The sequence below is a fragment of the Mangrovimonas sp. ST2L15 genome, assembly GCF_001280515.1.
Taxonomy (GTDB): domain Bacteria; phylum Bacteroidota; class Bacteroidia; order Flavobacteriales; family Flavobacteriaceae; genus Mangrovimonas; species Mangrovimonas futianensis.
In genome coordinates this window covers 182745-198661 of the sequence record NZ_LBIQ01000030.1, presented here as the reverse complement: position 1 = coordinate 198661, position 15917 = coordinate 182745, and the positions used below count along the sequence as shown (strand labels likewise).

11 protein-coding genes and 1 tRNA gene are annotated in these 15917 nt (G+C 37.2%); 4 read left to right on the top strand and 8 right to left on the bottom strand.

Annotation, left to right across the window (positions count from 1 at the left end; all coding sequences use genetic code 11):
• Positions 1-9: 9 nt before the first annotated feature.
• The 3 genes from ZA07_RS04730 to ZA07_RS04720 form a co-directional block, all read right to left on the bottom strand.
• Positions 10-1320, bottom strand: coding sequence for an HTTM domain-containing protein (locus ZA07_RS04730; protein ID WP_053970582.1), 1311 nt, complete (start codon positions 1318-1320; stop codon positions 10-12).
• Entirely contained in the window at positions 1310-2245 is a 936-nt protein-coding gene (locus ZA07_RS04725; protein ID WP_053970581.1) for a bifunctional riboflavin kinase/FAD synthetase, read from the bottom strand. The genes ZA07_RS04730 and ZA07_RS04725 overlap by 11 nt, the downstream gene beginning before the upstream one ends.
• 78 nt (positions 2246-2323) lie before the next feature.
• The gene (locus ZA07_RS04720; protein WP_082316516.1) at positions 2324-4309 is read right to left on the bottom strand and encodes a M43 family zinc metalloprotease; all 1986 of its coding nucleotides are present in this window, start codon (positions 4307-4309) and stop codon (positions 2324-2326) included.
• Between the two features lie 359 nt (positions 4310-4668).
• Here ZA07_RS04720 and ZA07_RS04715 point away from each other — a divergent pair, with 359 nt between their 5' ends.
• Entirely contained in the window at positions 4669-7653 is a 2985-nt protein-coding gene (locus tag ZA07_RS04715) for a zinc-dependent metalloprotease (protein ID WP_053970579.1), read from the top strand.
• A gap of 52 nt (positions 7654-7705) precedes the next feature.
• Here ZA07_RS04715 and pth read toward each other — a convergent pair whose 3' ends face one another.
• The 3 genes from pth to ZA07_RS04700 all read right to left on the bottom strand — a co-directional run bounded on the left by pth (position 7706) and on the right by ZA07_RS04700 (position 10042).
• Complete coding sequence (pth, locus tag ZA07_RS04710; RefSeq protein ID WP_082316581.1) at positions 7706-8272, bottom strand: aminoacyl-tRNA hydrolase; 567 nt, start codon at positions 8270-8272, stop codon at positions 7706-7708.
• A 141-nt stretch (positions 8273-8413) separates the two neighbouring features.
• Positions 8414-9073 carry a 50S ribosomal protein L25/general stress protein Ctc gene (locus ZA07_RS04705; RefSeq protein ID WP_053970577.1) on the bottom strand — a complete coding sequence of 220 codons (660 nt, stop codon included), beginning with the start codon at positions 9071-9073 and terminating at the stop codon, positions 8414-8416.
• A 27-nt stretch (positions 9074-9100) separates the two neighbouring features.
• Positions 9101-10042, bottom strand: coding sequence for a ribose-phosphate pyrophosphokinase (locus ZA07_RS04700; RefSeq protein ID WP_053970576.1), 942 nt, complete (start codon positions 10040-10042; stop codon positions 9101-9103).
• 145 nt (positions 10043-10187) lie between these two features.
• On the opposite strand from ZA07_RS04700, the gene ZA07_RS04695 reads away from it, so the two are divergent.
• A tRNA-Leu gene (locus tag ZA07_RS04695) sits at positions 10188-10271 on the top strand.
• A gap of 87 nt (positions 10272-10358) precedes the next feature.
• On the opposite strand, the gene ZA07_RS04690 is transcribed toward ZA07_RS04695, so the two are convergent.
• Positions 10359-11132 (bottom strand): LexA family transcriptional regulator, encoded by a 774-nt coding sequence (locus ZA07_RS04690; protein WP_053970575.1) that lies wholly within the window; start codon positions 11130-11132, stop codon positions 10359-10361.
• Between the two features lie 53 nt (positions 11133-11185).
• On the opposite strand from ZA07_RS04690, the gene dinB reads away from it, so the two are divergent.
• Together dinB and ZA07_RS04680 are read left to right on the top strand one after the other, a co-directional pair.
• Positions 11186-12400, top strand: coding sequence for a DNA polymerase IV (gene dinB / locus ZA07_RS04685; RefSeq protein WP_053970574.1), 1215 nt, complete (start codon positions 11186-11188; stop codon positions 12398-12400).
• The gene (locus tag ZA07_RS04680) at positions 12400-15369 is read left to right on the top strand and encodes a DNA polymerase III subunit alpha (RefSeq protein WP_053970573.1); all 2970 of its coding nucleotides are present in this window, start codon (positions 12400-12402) and stop codon (positions 15367-15369) included. The genes dinB and ZA07_RS04680 overlap by 1 nt, the downstream gene beginning before the upstream one ends.
• Here ZA07_RS04680 and ZA07_RS04675 read toward each other — a convergent pair whose 3' ends face one another.
• Positions 15370-15912 carry a YceI family protein gene (locus ZA07_RS04675; RefSeq protein ID WP_053970572.1) on the bottom strand — a complete coding sequence of 181 codons (543 nt, stop codon included), beginning with the start codon at positions 15910-15912 and terminating at the stop codon, positions 15370-15372.
• Between the last annotated feature and the right edge of the window lie 5 nt (positions 15913-15917).

The following is a 15917-nucleotide window of genomic DNA, read 5'->3' as shown; positions in this document are numbered from 1 at the left end:
AAAGCGAGCCTATTTTGAGGGTAATAACCAATTGGCATGTTTATAGGGCTCCCATTGGATATTAGCGAGGTCAATTTCTGGATTGGTCAGTTGTTGGTAAGGTTTTCCGTTTACGCTTATTTTACAATCCACATAAACCTCAATTTCTTGTCCATTTTTCTCATATTGCTTTTTAAGATGCTGTGCAAGTTGCCAAATGGCATCTGGTTTTGTCGTAGCCAAACGCATTTGTTTTCTTGTGAGAAAATCGTCTAATTTGACTATTTGCGATTGGTTTTTTTCTTGGTCTACGATTTTGTAGGTGGCAATCCCTTGTTTAGATCTTAACATCATGCGCCATGACATTCGGTGGCCTTCCTCAGTCCATAGAACGTCATCCTGAATGAGATGATGCCTGAGTGGAAACCCAATTTGAAATAGAAAGTATAGGCCAAAGAGGGATAAATACAGCTTATGATATTTTGGAATTTCAATTTCTGAGTCTTCGTAAAAAGGTTTCTTCTTAAGAAACAAGTTGTGAATAGTTTTGGGTTCAAAGAAAAATAGGGCAAATGCTAAGGATAAATAAGGGAAAATACCAACCTGAAAAACAAAGGAGTTAAAGAGGTGAAAAAATATAGATGCAAAAAAGGCCCATTTTCTCGTGGGTTTAAAAAGTAACAAGGGAATAATAAGTCCGTCAAAAATTATACCTCCATAGGTTAAAAAATAATGAACCCATCTATGCTGTAATAAATCTCCAACCAAATAATAATGTTGTTTCCCTTTCATGAGCAGTTCCATAACGGTTAGATCTAGCCAATCGGGATATATTTTATTGATGGATGCGTAGCTATATACAATAAACATCTGAAGTATAAAGACCCATCGACACCAATTAGGCATAGAAATTTTTTGCAAATTAGGGTTACGTTTAGCATCAAAGGAGGTATGCTTATGGGCAGGCATAATGACCATGATGGAACTCAAAAGGATGAGCAAGTAATAGTGGTTATTATAAGATGATTTTTGCATGAGATAACAACCCAACCACATGAGTGTAAACATCAAAGCTGAAAATCTGTATTTAAAACCAACCATAATAAACAACCCAAAGATTCCCATGAGCACATAATAAGCATACATGCCATAACCTGGTAATGGTTGAAGCCATTCAAACCCTATAAATGAAAAGGTGAAATCTGGATCAATAAAAGCCTTTTTCACCCAACCTGTAAAAATAGCGCCAACTGATTCCAAAAAACATAGCAATCCGAAAATAATTCGAAAGACGATAAGCGAACTGTTATCTACTTGTTTAAATAGGAATTTATTGATCATAGGTTTTTATAAAATCCAAAGAAAATGCTTTGTCTTTCTCTAGCTGTTGCACCAAATCATCCAATCCGGCAAATTTTTCTTCATCTCGAATTCTGGTCAAAAAATGTATGGTAAGTGATTTGTTATATAGGTCTTGGTTTAATTCGAAAAAATGAACTTCAATAGATTCCTTTTCATCATCCTTTACCGTAGGATTAAGTCCAATGTTCATCATGCCGAAATAGGTTTGGCCTTCAATAGTTGATTTGACGACATACGAACCTATTTTGGGAATCAATTTGTAAGCTTCAGGAATTTGTATGTTGGCGGTTGGATATTGAAGGTCTTTTCCAAGGCCTTTCCCTTTCACAACTTCTCCAGTAAGCATAAACTCATATCCTAGATAGGTGTTAGCTGTCTGCACGTCCCCTTCTTTTAAGGCGTTCCTAATTTTGGTAGAGCTTACGGCTACTTCATCGATGTCTTGCGCAGAAATTTCCTCCACCTCAAATCCGAATTCCTCTCCAAAAACTTTCAAATCTTCAATATTGGCATTTCTATTTCTCCCAAAATGGTGGTCGTACCCAATGATGACTTTTTTTGCATGTAGTTCTGCTACTAACACTTGAGAAACAAATTCTTCGGCAGTCAATCTTGAAAAATCTAAATCAAATTTTTTGATGTAAAGGTAGTCTAACCCCAAACCTTCCATTAATTGAGCTCTTTCATTAATGGTATTGATTAGTTTGATCTTGGCATCTTTTTGAAGAACCATTCTAGGATGCGGAAAAAAGGTAAGGGCAATGGACTTCAAATGATTGGATTTGGCCGAATCAACCAATTTCTCAATAATTTTTTGATGACCAATATGAACACCATCAAAAGTTCCAATAGTGACCACTGAAGGGTCTTCAAATTTTTTTGATGACGTGTTAATTATTTCCAAGAATGAGAATTTTTTCAAAAATAAAAAAGAGGATTGACATTTGTCAATCCTCTTTGTGAAAAATCATATGTATACAAACTATTCTTTAATGAATGGAATAGAAATAGCTTGATCGTTTTTATTGATTTTAATGAAATACATACCATTGCTGAATTCTGATGTGTTGATCATTAAGTCAGCATTTGATCTGATAGATTTACTAGAAACAACTTGACCTAATACATTATAGATGGTATAGTTATCTGGTAAATCACCATTTGAAACTTTAATGTTTAAAGCATTGCTGGTTGGGTTAGGGAATAAAGAAATATTCGATTGAGTAAATTCATCGATACTTAAAGATTCAACTAACATGTTAACACTTTCAAAACTGTCGAATTCTCCTCCGCTATAAATGACAGTATCGTCATCGGTAGTCAAAGTATAACTTCCCTCTCCCCATGAACAACAAATTCCATCACCATAAGCATCATAAATGCTAAACGTATAACATTCGCCTGGAACTACATCAAAAACAGCAGAATAGTCAGTGTTATTGGCATAAGAACCACCTGAATAAAGTACCGTTCCGCTGCTGTCTGAAAAAGTCCAAGTTGTTTCATCCCCATAATTATCAGTTGTTAAATCTAAATGAACTTGCTCGGTCGCAATCATGTCTGGCGCTGAACTAAGAGTCATACAGATACTAGATTCATCATTACAAGTTCTAGCGTCACCTGCTGCAGAAATACTTGCGTTTAAAGTGTGTTCACCGGCTGTTCCTGTTGCCATTGGTAGAGTGACTAATTCAGATTCGTTAGTACCCAAAGATCCAGTCCATTCATAAGTTTCGCTAGCTCCTCCATCAACATCATAAGAAATAGTTGCTGAAGTTAAGGTTGAAGTCCCCCAATTCGTTAAATATAGAGTTGGTTCATAATTTGGTCCACAAATCGATGGATTACCAGATACAAGGGCTACTTCGGCATCAGTTGTTTCAGGATCTAAAGGCTCATCACCATCAGAGGTTGAAAGTGTCATTCTATTTGTGTAAGTTGTCATGAAAACCAAAGCTCTTTCTTTTTGTCCTTCGGTATAAGTGTTCATGCAGGTATCATCGGTATAATCCATATAATTTTCAATCATATCCAAATCTCCTCCAATACATGAGTCCGCGCCTTCTGGGCAGCCATAATTAGGGGATGAAACTGGAGGAGTGTCGTCTACCTCATCTCCACCGAAACATCCTCCTTGAAATGTATGCCATAAACCAACATAATGACCTACTTCATGGGTCATGGTTCTTCCTTTGTCATAAGGTGCACTTAGTTCAAAAGTACCATCATCATAATCAGAACTTCCGAAAAAGTTGTAAGAAGCGCTAACTCCATCTGTAGATGCTGGTCCACCAGGGAATTGTGCAAATCCTAGGATTCCATTTAAATCACCAACATATTTAGATGACCACATATTCATATAGTCGGCAGGATTCCAATAAGTTTGGGCTTTCCAAAAATCTACATCGGCACTATTGGTTCCATCTTGGCAAATGTTCACTCTGTTTATTCCATTTGTAGGACATCCGTCTGGTGTTCTCTGGGCTAAAACAAATTCAATTTCCATGTCGGCGCCAACGGCATTGTCATTGTAACCAGGAGTTCCAGTCAACTTTCTGAAATCCTCATTCATTACCGTAATTTGAGAAATCACTTGAGCATCACTAATGTTTGGTCCGGTTCCTACAGGTTCACCATTGTGCAATACGTGAACGACTACAGGAATTTGAATAACCACATTAGGGTTTTTGAAAAAACCTGAGTCTCTAAGATTTTTAATTTTAGCTTTTATTTCTGCCTCAGCAGATTCGCTACCCATCATGTTTGGGTACTTTTCAAGTAATTTGGCATTGTATTCATCTGATGCACATCTAATGAATCCTTGATCTTGCAGGCCTCTTAAGTTTTGAGAACTTAAATTTTGGCCAAAAACCTTTTTGGGGAAAGGTCGTTTTTCTTGGGAATGCATTGATTCTGTGATTAATAGGCTGATAAAGCATATTAAACTTAACAGAGTAGTTTTTTTCATATTTTTAATCAGTTTAGGGTGAAATCGGCGCTAAATGTACAAAAAACTTAAGAAAAAGATTGATTTTGTGATAATATGTAAGTTTTTTTTTGATTTAAAAGGAGAGTATTTTAAAAATGGGATGGTATTCTGATTTTAAAGTGTCGGCAAAACAAGAATTCTTAGGGTATAATGAGAAAAAATATTTTGATTTTAAAAAATCTAACTAGTTAAAAAATAAGCGAATATAAAAAGTGGAGTTGAAAGTGAAGATTTTGACGTAAAATAAGCTTGTTCTCAAATTCTTTTTTGAACACGATAAAATTGTTTCATTAAATTCAAAAAATTATATTTGATAAACTCCTAAAAAACAATTTTTTATGACAACAAAACTACATTTTGCCTTTTCTTTAATGGTTTTTTTGTTCGGCTACTCTTCATTCTCCCAAAGCAATGGTTGGAGCGAGTCAACGCTTACCAGTGAAAATGAAAGGTTGGCTATCTCTAAGTTTCATTTGAAAAATGACGAGGTAAGTATCTTTGACTTGAATGCTAATGCGTTTAGGCAAGGTTTGGTTTCTGCTCCTTTAAGGGGGCAAGGAATCAGTTCAAATACAGTAATAGACGTTCCGGGTGATAATGGAAACCTTGAATCCTTTCTTATTTATGAGGCTCCTGTATTTTCACCATCTTTGTCACTGAAATTTCCTCAAATTAAATCTTATGTTGGATTTGGGGTGACAAATCAGGGCGCAAAACTTCGTATGAGTGTTAGTCCTCAAGGTGTCCAAACCATGATTACATATATGGACAAGGAAGCTAATTTTTTAATGCCAGTTTCGCATGGTTCTTCCAAGTACGTACTTTATAAGAAAAGCTCAAAAAATGATTTTGTAGATGAATTTGTTTGTTCTACCATTGATGAAATGGTTGAAGCCAATAAATTGACTCAACAAAACAATCAATTTGATGCCAATGATCAAACTTTAAGGTCTTATCGTCTAGCTATGTCAGTAACTGGAGAATATACTGTTTATCATGGTGGAACGGTAGAAGGTGCCTTGGCGGCTATTAATGCTTCTATAACAAGAGTAAATGAGGTATATGAAACAGATATGGCTATAACCTTTTTAGTTGTAGATGCCCCTGAATTGATTTATACAAATCCTTTCAATGATCCATATTCTCCGGCATCTGGTATGGGAAGCTGGAATGGACAGCTTCAAAATACCTTAACGAATACTATTGGTGAAGCTGCCTATGATATTGGGCATTTATTTGGTGCTACTGGAGGTGGAGGAAATGCAGGATGTATTGGTTGTGTATGTGAAGATGGTTCTAAAGGAAGTGGAATAACTAGTCCAGCTGATGGCATTCCAGAAGGGGATAATTTTGATATTGATTATGTAGCTCATGAGTTGGGTCATCAAATGGGAGCAAATCATACCTTCGCTTTCAGCACGGAAGGAACAGGAGTGAACTCAGAACCTGGAAGTGGTTCTACTATTATGGCTTATGCGGGGATTGTATCTGGTCAAAATTTACAAATGCATAGTGATGCTTATTTTCACTATCACAGCATCAACCAAATTATGAATAATATAGCTACAGCCCCTAATAATTGTGCGGTAACAACTACTATTACCAACAATCCCCCTCTCGCAAACGCAGGAAATGACTATCACATCCCTAGGGGGACCGCTTATGTGCTAAAAGGAGAAGGAACAGATCCTGATGGAGGTGATGTTTTGTCTTTTTGTTGGGAACAAACAGATAGCGGACAAGTTATTGCATCCAATTTTGGACCGTCCCTATTTGCAGGGACAACAACCAGATCTTTAATGCCAACCGATTCACCAGATAGATACATTCCGAAATTTAGCAGGGTTCTTGACGGAGAATTAACCGAAACGTTTCCTGGTTTAAATGGAGATTGGGAAACAGTTGTTAATGTGGCCAGGGATTTAAATTGGGCTCTTACTGTAAGGGATAGGGATGCCTCGGCTGTTGGCCTTAATGGACAATCAAGTTTTGATTTAATGACTATTACCGTGGAGGATGTTGCTCCATTTACTGTAGGGACGCCGCCAACTTGGGAACCAAATTCTACGCAAACAGTTACTTGGAATGTCGGTTCTACTACAAATGCAAGTATCAATTGTCAAACGGTTAACATTTTATTGTCCTTAGATGGAGGAGCTACATTTACTGAGGTAGCATCAAATGTGGCCAATGATGGTTCGGAAGAAATAAGCGTTCCAGATGTTATTGTAGATAACGACGCAAGGTTATTGGTTGAGGCAGCCGACAATATTTTTTATGCTGTTAGTGAGTCCTTTTCCATATCTAACGAACCAGATTTTGGAATATCATTAGTAAATTCACCAGCATTGGGGTGTTCTGAAGATGAGGTGACCTTAGACCTCTATTATCAGGTGACCAATGGGTTTAATGAAACCACAACGCTATCGGCAAGTGGGAATCCCGCTGGTACTACATTAACTATCAGTCCAGAAACTTTAACTACTGATGGCGCCTTTACAGTTGGTTTGACTGGATTAAGCTCTTTAGATAGTGGGACCTATACAATTACTATTACAGGTACTTCAGCATCTTTAACCAAAGAAATTGAAATAGATTTAATACTTACCAATGGCGTTTGTACTTCGGTAGCTAATATGGATTGGGATACGAGTGTGACTAATTTAACATTTAATACCATTGATAATTCATCAGGGAAACCATCTGGATATAGTGATTACACTGATATAGGAACTGAGGTGAATAGAGATGAAGCTTATGACTTATCGGTAAGAGTAAATACCGATGGGAATTATGCTTTAGGAACCATGGTGTGGATAGATTGGAACCAGAATTGTGTTTTTGAAGCGAGTGAAGAGTATAATATGGGTGTTGCTCAAAATGTTTCAGATGGAGAAACAAGTGAGTCGCCTTTATCTGTTATTGTACCTAGTGACGCAGTGCTTGGAACCACCACTTTACGAGTAGTTACTCAATATGCTCAATTCCCTTTAGCTTGTGATAGTGATCATGACGCCGAAGTTGAGGACTATTCCGTTACTGTATTACCTTCCTTAAGTGTTGGAGAATTTGATTTGAATAGTTTTAGCGTTTTCCCTAACCCAAATAATGGAAGCTTTACCGTTCAATTTAATGGTGTTATGGGGGATATCAATATCGATGTTTATGATATCAGGGGACGAAAGGTTTATAATGATTTAGTGAATGGCAACAATTCAGATTTCAGTACAACCATTGATTTAGGAAGTGTACAGTCAGGAATGTATCTATTAAATATTTCCACTGGAAACCAAAATGTTACTAAAAAGATTATTGTGAATTAATAGGAACGCACGATAGGCTACAAATAAAAAAGGGAGCTAAATGCTCCCTTTTTTATTTTCCATTAAAAGTATTCATGGTATTTGAAACACCTGAGAGGCCAAATGATTTAATCAATTTAGAGGAGGTCTCGAGCCGTTCCTTTAATTTGTCAAGTTCTTCTTCATTCCACTCACCCAAAACATAATCGACTTGTCTGCCCTGACCAAAATCATTGCTTATGCCAAATCGAAAGCGGTTGTATTTATTTGTGTTCAACTTATCTTGAATGTCCTTTAAACCGTTATGCCCGCCATCACTACCTTTAGTTTTTAATCTTAAGGTTCCAAATGGTAAATTGAGATCATCTGTTATAACCAAAAGGTTTTCTAAAGGGATCTTTTCTTTGGTCAACCAATATTGAACAGCTTTACCACTCAAATTCATATAGGTACTTGGTTTAAGGAGGATAAAAGTTCTTCCTTTTAGTTTGTAGGTGGTGACATCCCCTAATTTTTGTGTTTCAAAAGTAAGGTCTTCGGTACTTGCCAAATAATCTAAAACTTTAAAACCAATATTATGTCTGGTATTTTCATATTTCTCACCAATGTTGCCTAAACCAACGATCAAAAATTTTTTCATGGGATCAGTTTCTTCAGATATTTGTATGTCTTGTTGCTTGAATAAGTTCTTAAAGAAGGATAGCACGTTTCTCTTTTTTGTAAAAATAAAAAAGCATCCTTTATGTTAGGATGCTTTTTATATAAATAGGTAAAACCTAATCTATTCTTGTGCTTCTGATGTAGCTTCAGTTGCTTCAGCTCCTTCTGCTGTTGCAGTTTCTTCTCCTTCAACCTCATCTTCATCATCTTCATCCATACCGGCCAATGCCATTGCAGCTCTTGCTCTCTTAATCTGGCAAACAACTGTATTTTCAGTATGCATGATTTTGTAATCGTCATTTTCTAAAGCGGTTACATAAAGTTTGTTACCTATTCTCATTGGAGTTACATCTACTTCAATGAAGTCTGGTAATAAGCTAGGGATAGCTCTAACTCTAAGTCTACGAGAGTTTTTACGTAACACACCACCAGCCTTAACACCTCTAGAGTTTCCTACAAAGTGAACAGGAACTTCCATAGTGATAGGTCTGTCTTCATATAACTGATAGAAATCTATGTGTAAGATTTTGTCAGTTACAGGGTGAAACTGGATGTCTTGCATAATTGCGTTGAAAGACTCTCCGTTTTCCAAGTTAATTACAACTGTGTGAGCATTCGGGGTGTAAACCAGGTGTGAGAATGCAATTTCATCAGCTGCAAAATGTACTGGTTTGTCTCCTCCGTATAACACGCAAGGAACCTGGCCAGCATTACGTAAGGCTTTTGTTGATTTTTTGCCCACGCTTTCTCTTTGAGATCCGTTGATTGTAATTGATTTCATTTTTCGCGTTTATAATTAATTATTAAATTACATAACAAATTTAGAACTGATTGACTTGTTGTAATGTACATTGTACATCACATCGGCAAATAAATCGGCACAACTTAAAACTCTTACTTTCTTGCTTTCTTGTTTTAATGGAATAGAATCTGTGACGATTAATTCCTCAAGTTTGGAGTTTTCAAGTCTTTCATAAGCATTTCCAGATAAGATAGGGTGAGTACAAATAGCTCTTACGCTTTCAGCACCACGCTCCATCATTAAATCTGCTGCCTTGGTCAATGTTCCAGCGGTATCAACCATGTCATCTACTAATACCACATTTTTACCTGTAACGTCACCAATCAATTCCATATGCTCAATAACATTGGCTTTGGCGCGTTGCTTGTAACAAATTACCACATCACTTCCTAATGCCTTTGAATAGGCATAAGCTCTTTTAGAACCTCCCATATCGGGAGAAGCAATGGTCAAATTATCTAAATTCAAACTTTTTAGATAAGGTAAAAAGATGGTTGAAGCAAATAAATGGTCAACCGGTTTTTCAAAGAACCCTTGTATTTGGTCTGCGTGCAAATCCATTGTAATGATTCTGGTTGCTCCCGCAGCTTCCAACATTTTTGCTACCAATTTGGCGGCAATAGGTACTCTTGGCTTGTCTTTACGGTCTTGTCTTGCCCAACCAAAGTAGGGCATCACGGCCGTAATGTGTCTAGCCGATGCTCGTTTTGCCGCATCTAGCATTAACAACATTTCCATTAAATTGCTAGGTCCAGGGTGCGTGGAACCTATTACAAAAATTCTGGCGCCTCTAATAGATTCCTCATAGGATGGTTGAAATTCACCATCACTATAAGTAGAGGTTATAACGTTGCCTAAAGGCTCACCAAAGGCTTTTGCAATTTTTTCACCTAATACTTGACTTTGTGTACAAGCAAAAATTTTCGCTTCGGTTTTAACTCTAGGCATGGTTAATAGGTTGTTTAGTAACTATTTAATACGGTTTCTTTAAACGAGGTGCAAATTTATGAATTTATTTCAACAGAAAAACAATAAAAGCTGTAATTTTTGATTGTTGGTATAAATTTATTTTTTACTTTTGCAGTCCAAAATTGCTTGAGTGGCGGAATTGGTAGACGCGCTGGATTCAAAATCCAGTTCCGGTTTCGGAGTGTGGGTTCGATTCCCACCTCAAGTACATAAAGTCCTTACAATGATTTGTAAGGACTTTTTTTATGCTTAATTGGATGGAAAATACTAGCTGAAGATTGTGTTTTTAGTGATTTTATTTAACCACTTTCTTTAGGGCTTGCAATTCAACTCCCAAAGACTGAAATAGGTTTATAATACTGCTTATTTTTAGTTCTTCCTCATTGTACTCTTGGGTGTTGATGCTACAGGTAAATTCCCATAATTCCAATACTTCATCAATGGGAACCGTATAAGGTTCGTAATGAGGGTTGTCTGAGACTAAAAGCAGATTATTCTGTGATTCAATTTGGTTAAATACTCTTTTGTATACCATCCCATCATTAAGGGTCAGCAATACATAGGTCTTTCCATTGGTGATGTCACTTCGATCTTCAATAAATTTTCCTACCACATAAGCACCATCTTTCATGGGGAGCATAGAGTCTCCTTTTATAGGAAATGCGCGGTGTTTCCCAGTGGGTAGAAAGGGCAGTTTTATTTTGTCTAACTGTTCTATATACTCTGGGTCATCATACCCGGCCAGATAGCCTGCAGAGGCTTTTGTGGGAACAATTTCAATAAGGTTTTCATTGGTTTCATCGACAGTTATCGGGAATAGAATCCGTTTGTTGCCCACTTCTATAAAGGAGGTGTCCTTGGCTTTGGTAAGGTCTTTTTTAATGAGAATGTCAATAGGAATTTTAAAATAATCTGAAAGTTTGATCAACATATCCACATTAGGAATGGACCTTCCTTCTTCATAAGAACTTATTCGTGACCTTGGCACTTTTAAGTCTTCGGCAAAGGCTTCTTGGGTGATTCCTTTTAAGTTTCTTAAGTGACGAATATTTTTTGTGATGTATTTCATTTGCTACAAATATAAGCAATAATTGCTTAAAAATGTAGCTAATTTTGTAGTCTATGAATCAGCAAATTTTACATCTGGATTTAGATACGTTTTTTGTCTCTTGCGAACGCTTAATTGATAGCCGGTTGCAGAAGCGACCTCTCATTGTAGGGGGAACGGGCGACAGAGGTGTAGTGGCGGCTTGTAGTTATGAAACGAGGCCTTTTGGGGTACACTCTGGAATGTCTATGAAAGTGGCTAGAAGGCTGTGTCCAGAGGCAGTAGTCATAAGAGGAAATGCTTCTATTTATACGAAGCATTCACAGGCTGTAACAGAGATCATCAAGGAGCAGGTTCCTGTTTTTGAAAAATCGAGTATCGATGAGTTTTATGCAGACTTGAGTGGCATGGATAAATTCTTTGGGAGCTATAGATATGCTTCTGAACTTAGACAGAAGATAATCAAGGAAACAGGATTGCCTATTTCTTTTGGTCTTTCTGGTAATAAGGTGGTTTCTAAAGTGGCTACAGGAGAAGCGAAGCCCAATAATCAATTGCGAATAGATATGGGCTTTGAAAAATCCTTTTTGGCACCGCTTTCTATCAGAAAAATTCCCTCTGTAGGTGAAAAGACGTATCAGGTTTTAAGAAATCTGGGAGTAGATAGGGTGCAAACGGTACAGCAAATGCCGTTGGAAATGATGGTGAGTGTCTTGGGAAAAAATGGAGCTACTATTTGGAAACGTGCCCATGGTATTGATAACACACCGCTTGTTCCATATTATGAAAGGAAATCCATTTCAACAGAACGCACTTTTAATAAAGATACCATTGATATGGTAAAACTACGAACGACCATCTTTGCTATGGCAGAGAATCTGGCTTTTCAATTGAGACGTGGCAACAAGTTGACTTCTTGTATCTCGGTTAAAATTAGATATTCTGATTTTAACACCTATACCAAGCAAATCAAGATTCCTTACACAAGTGCAGATCATGTAATTGTCCCTAAAATATTGGAGCTGTTTGAAAAGCTTTATGAAAGGCGGTTGTTGATTCGTTTGGTTGGAGTTAAGTTTAGTGATTTGGTGAGTGGTAACTATCAAATCAATTTGTTTGATGATACTGAGGAAATGCTACGTCTGTATAATGCCATGGATCATATTCGGTTGCGATTTGGTGAGATGAGTGTCCAAAAGGCTGCGGCTATGGGGGCTAAAACCATAGGGAGATTTCACAATCCTTTTAATGGGGAACCACCCATTGTTTTAGCACATAGAAATCAATAATGTATTTGAATTGCCATACATATTATTCTTTAAGGTTTGGGACTTTTTCTGAAGTAGATCTCTTGGAATTGGCCCAAAAGAATGAGGTGTCTTGTTTGGCGCTTACAGATATTAATAACACCTCTGCCTGTTTGAATTTTGTTAGGAAGTCAAAATCCTTGGGAATTAAACCTGTTTTAGGAATTGATTTTAGGGATGAAGCAGAGCAGAGATTTGTGGGATTGGCTAAAAATAATGACGGATTTTATGAATTAAACAGGTTCTTGTCCCATCATTCACATCAAAAAAAAACGTTGCCAAAAACAGCACCTCATTTTGAGCAGGTTTTTGTGGTGTATCCTTTTGAGCAAGTCATGCAATTGGAAAAGAAACAGTTTAAAGATTATGAGTTTATAGGGGTTTCCATACGTGATTTGAGAAAGCTTCCCTTTACCATTTATAAAGAGTACCGAGACAAGTTGGTGATACAGCAACAAGTTACGGTGAGGAGCAAGCGCGATTTTAATGCGCATCGTTTATTGAGAGCTATAGATAACAATACGTTGTTGAGTAAACTACCCAAATCTGAAGAGTGTAGTGAGCAGGACGTGATGATTCCAGTAGGGGAGCTAGAGCAAGCTTTTCAATGGCATCCACATATTATTGAAAACACTAGGATTTTGTTAGAAGCATGTTCCATTGAATTTGCTTTTGATGGGGAACGCATTACCCAAAACCAAAGTGTGTATTCTACTTCTAAAGAAGCTGATTATGCCATGTTGGAGCAATTGTGTGTAGATCATATATCCAAGCGATATGCCAATCCGTCCAAACAGGTGATGGATAGATTGGATAAAGAGCTTAAAACCATCAAGGAGATGGATTTTGTATCCTATTTCTTGATTAATTATGACATTGTACATCATTCCAAACAAAAGGGATATGTACATGTGGGTAGGGGAAGTGGTGCCAATAGTATTGTAGCTTATATTATTGGGATAACCGATGTAGATCCCATTGAACTGGATTTATACTTCGAACGATTCATTAATCCTTATCGGGTCTCGCCTCCAGATTTTGATATTGATTTTTCATGGAAGGATCGGGATGATGTGACCCAATATATTTTTGATCGGTTTGAACATGTAGCCTTATTGGCAACCTACAATACATTTAAATATCGTGCGGTAGTAAGGGAGCTAGGGAAGGTGTTTGGAATGCCTAAAGAAGAAATCGATAAAATAAGTGTTGGTAAATATGAGAAAAGAGAATTGGATGAGTTGGGGAACTTGGTAATTAAATATGGGGAACTCATTAAAGGTTTTCCAAATCATTTGAGTGTGCACTCTTGTGGTATTTTGATTTTAGATAAGCCCATTCATTATTTTTCGGCTACAGATATGCCGCCCAAGGGGTTTCCTACGGTGCAATTTGATATGATCATCGCTGAAGATACTGGGATGTTTAAGTTTGATATTTTAGGTCAGAGAGGGCTGGCCAAAATTCAAGATACCTTAGAAATTATTAGGTATAACAGACCTGAGTTACCACCAATAGATATTACAGAGATTGAAAAGTTTAAGAAAGATGTCCAGGTAAATACGCTGCTTAAGGAAGGAAAGGCAACCGGCGCTTATTATGTAGAGTCTCCTGCAATGCGAGGGCTTATGAGAAAGTTAGAAACTCAAGATTATTTGGGATTGGTAGCTGCTAGTTCTATCATTCGACCTGGGGTTTCTGGTTCTGGCATGAAGCATGAATATATAAAACGGCAGAGGCATCCAGAATTGAGAAAGCAAGCGCACCCTGTTTTATTGGATATTATGCCAGAAACATATGGGGTAATGGTCTATCAAGAAGATGTGCTCAAGGTAGCCCATTTGTTTGCAGGACTAAATTTAGGAGAGGCCGATGTGTTAAGGAGGGGTATGAGTGGTAAGTTTAGGTCAAGGGCAGAGTTTACTGCTGTTGAACAAAAGTTTATTGCTAATTGCCGGGAAAGAGGCTATGAAGACGCCCTCATTTTTGAGGTTTGGGAGCAGATCAAAAGCTTTGCAGGCTATGCTTTTGCAAAAGGTCACTCGGCGTCTTATGCGGTTGAAAGCTATCAAAGCTTGTATTTAAAATGCTATTTTCCGTTGGAATTCATGGTAGCTGTGTTGAACAATGGTGGCGGATTTTATAGCAAGGAACACTACATTCATGAGGCAAAAATGTTGGGGGGAATTGTTGAAGCTCCTTGTATTAATACGAGTGATCATCCAAATATTATTAAGGGGAAGCATCTTTTTTTAGGATTTGGAAATTTAAAGAACCTAGAGAGCTTTACCATTCAGAGACTGCTTAGTGAACGCCAATTAAATGGAGTTTTTAAGTCTTTGGATGACTTTGTGGATCGCGTGGTTATTGGGATTGAGCAATTAACAATTTTAATACGCATTGATGCTTTTCGGTTTATGGGGGTTTCAAAAAAAGAATTGCTTTGGCAGGCTATTTTTAAGTTGAATGCAACTAAATCTAGATCAGCTCAAAAGGCTTTGTTTGTAGCGCCACAAAAACATTTTTCTTTGCCTCAACTTCAAACAACGTGGATTGAAGATGCCTATGACCAGATGGAACTGTTGGATTTTCCTTTGTGTGACTATTTTGATTTAATACAAGAGCCTTTAAAACCACATGTTAAGGCTCGTGATATGGAAATGTTTTTAAATAAGCCTGTTTTGCTCTATGGGAAATTGGTCAATACAAGATTTCATAAAGCATCAAATGGTAAGGTGATGCGCTTTTGCACTTTTGTTGATGTTGAGGGGCATTATTTTGATACGGTTCATTTTCATGATACGGTAGATCAATATCCCATTCATGGTATTGGTGTTTATGAATGCTTCGGAAAAGTCGTTGAGGACTTTGGGTTTTGTAGCATTGAAGTCATAAGAAGCAGAAAATTGGCCTTGAAACCAGACCCGCGAATGGCGGAACCTGTTAAATAGTTATTTCTTGGTGAGTTCGAAAAGAAAATAAACCTCAACAGTTTCTGAAACCTTATTTCTTACAATTTTTGGTATGTCAATATTAAAGTCTGATGAGCGCACCTCAAATGTTCCCGAAAGAATCAATTGCTCCCCTTTTTGCGTGATCTGAACAGCGACTCCTTCTAAAGTTTTGGTTTTTCCGTGAAAATTTAACTCACCTGTTATGGTCCACGATTTGCTACTGTTTAGGTCATCCAAGGAAAAATTTTTAACACGACCCTTGAAAGTTGCTTTTGGATAGGTTTCAGACTCGGCATAATTTTCATTAAAATGTTCTTCCATCAACGCATTTTTAAAACGAAAACCTTTCACCAATGCCAAGGCAGCAAACTCGCCATTTTCAGAATTTAGAATAGCAGTAACTGCTTTGTTTTCGGCTTTTACTTCCTCAAAGGAAGGAACCGAAGCTTCAAATTTTAAATATCCTGTTTTGGTTAAATACTTGTTTTGCCCCAAAGTTTGTAATGAGACCAATACGACTAATAAAATGAGCTTTTTCATAACGA

Bases quoted from the DNA above. Each gene is read 5' to 3' on its own strand.
- ZA07_RS04730 (WP_053970582.1), bottom strand. From the start codon at position 1,320: ATGATCAATAAATTCCTATTTAAACAAGTAGATAACAGTTCGCTTATC.
- ZA07_RS04720 (WP_082316516.1), bottom strand. From the start codon at position 4,309: ATGAAAAAAACTACTCTGTTAAGTTTAATATGCTTTATCAGCCTATTA.
- ZA07_RS04715 (WP_053970579.1), top strand. From the start codon at position 4,669: ATGACAACAAAACTACATTTTGCCTTTTCTTTAATGGTTTTTTTGTTC.
- pth (WP_082316581.1), bottom strand. From the start codon at position 8,272: ATGAAAAAATTTTTGATCGTTGGTTTAGGCAACATTGGTGAGAAATAT.
- ZA07_RS04705 (WP_053970577.1), bottom strand. From the start codon at position 9,073: ATGAAATCAATTACAATCAACGGATCTCAAAGAGAAAGCGTGGGCAAA.
- ZA07_RS04700 (WP_053970576.1), bottom strand. From the start codon at position 10,042: ATGCCTAGAGTTAAAACCGAAGCGAAAATTTTTGCTTGTACACAAAGT.
- ZA07_RS04690 (WP_053970575.1), bottom strand. From the start codon at position 11,132: ATGAAATACATCACAAAAAATATTCGTCACTTAAGAAACTTAAAAGGA.
- dinB (WP_053970574.1), top strand. From the start codon at position 11,186: ATGAATCAGCAAATTTTACATCTGGATTTAGATACGTTTTTTGTCTCT.
- ZA07_RS04680 (WP_053970573.1), top strand. From the start codon at position 12,400: ATGTATTTGAATTGCCATACATATTATTCTTTAAGGTTTGGGACTTTT.
- ZA07_RS04675 (WP_053970572.1), bottom strand. From the start codon at position 15,912: ATGAAAAAGCTCATTTTATTAGTCGTATTGGTCTCATTACAAACTTTG.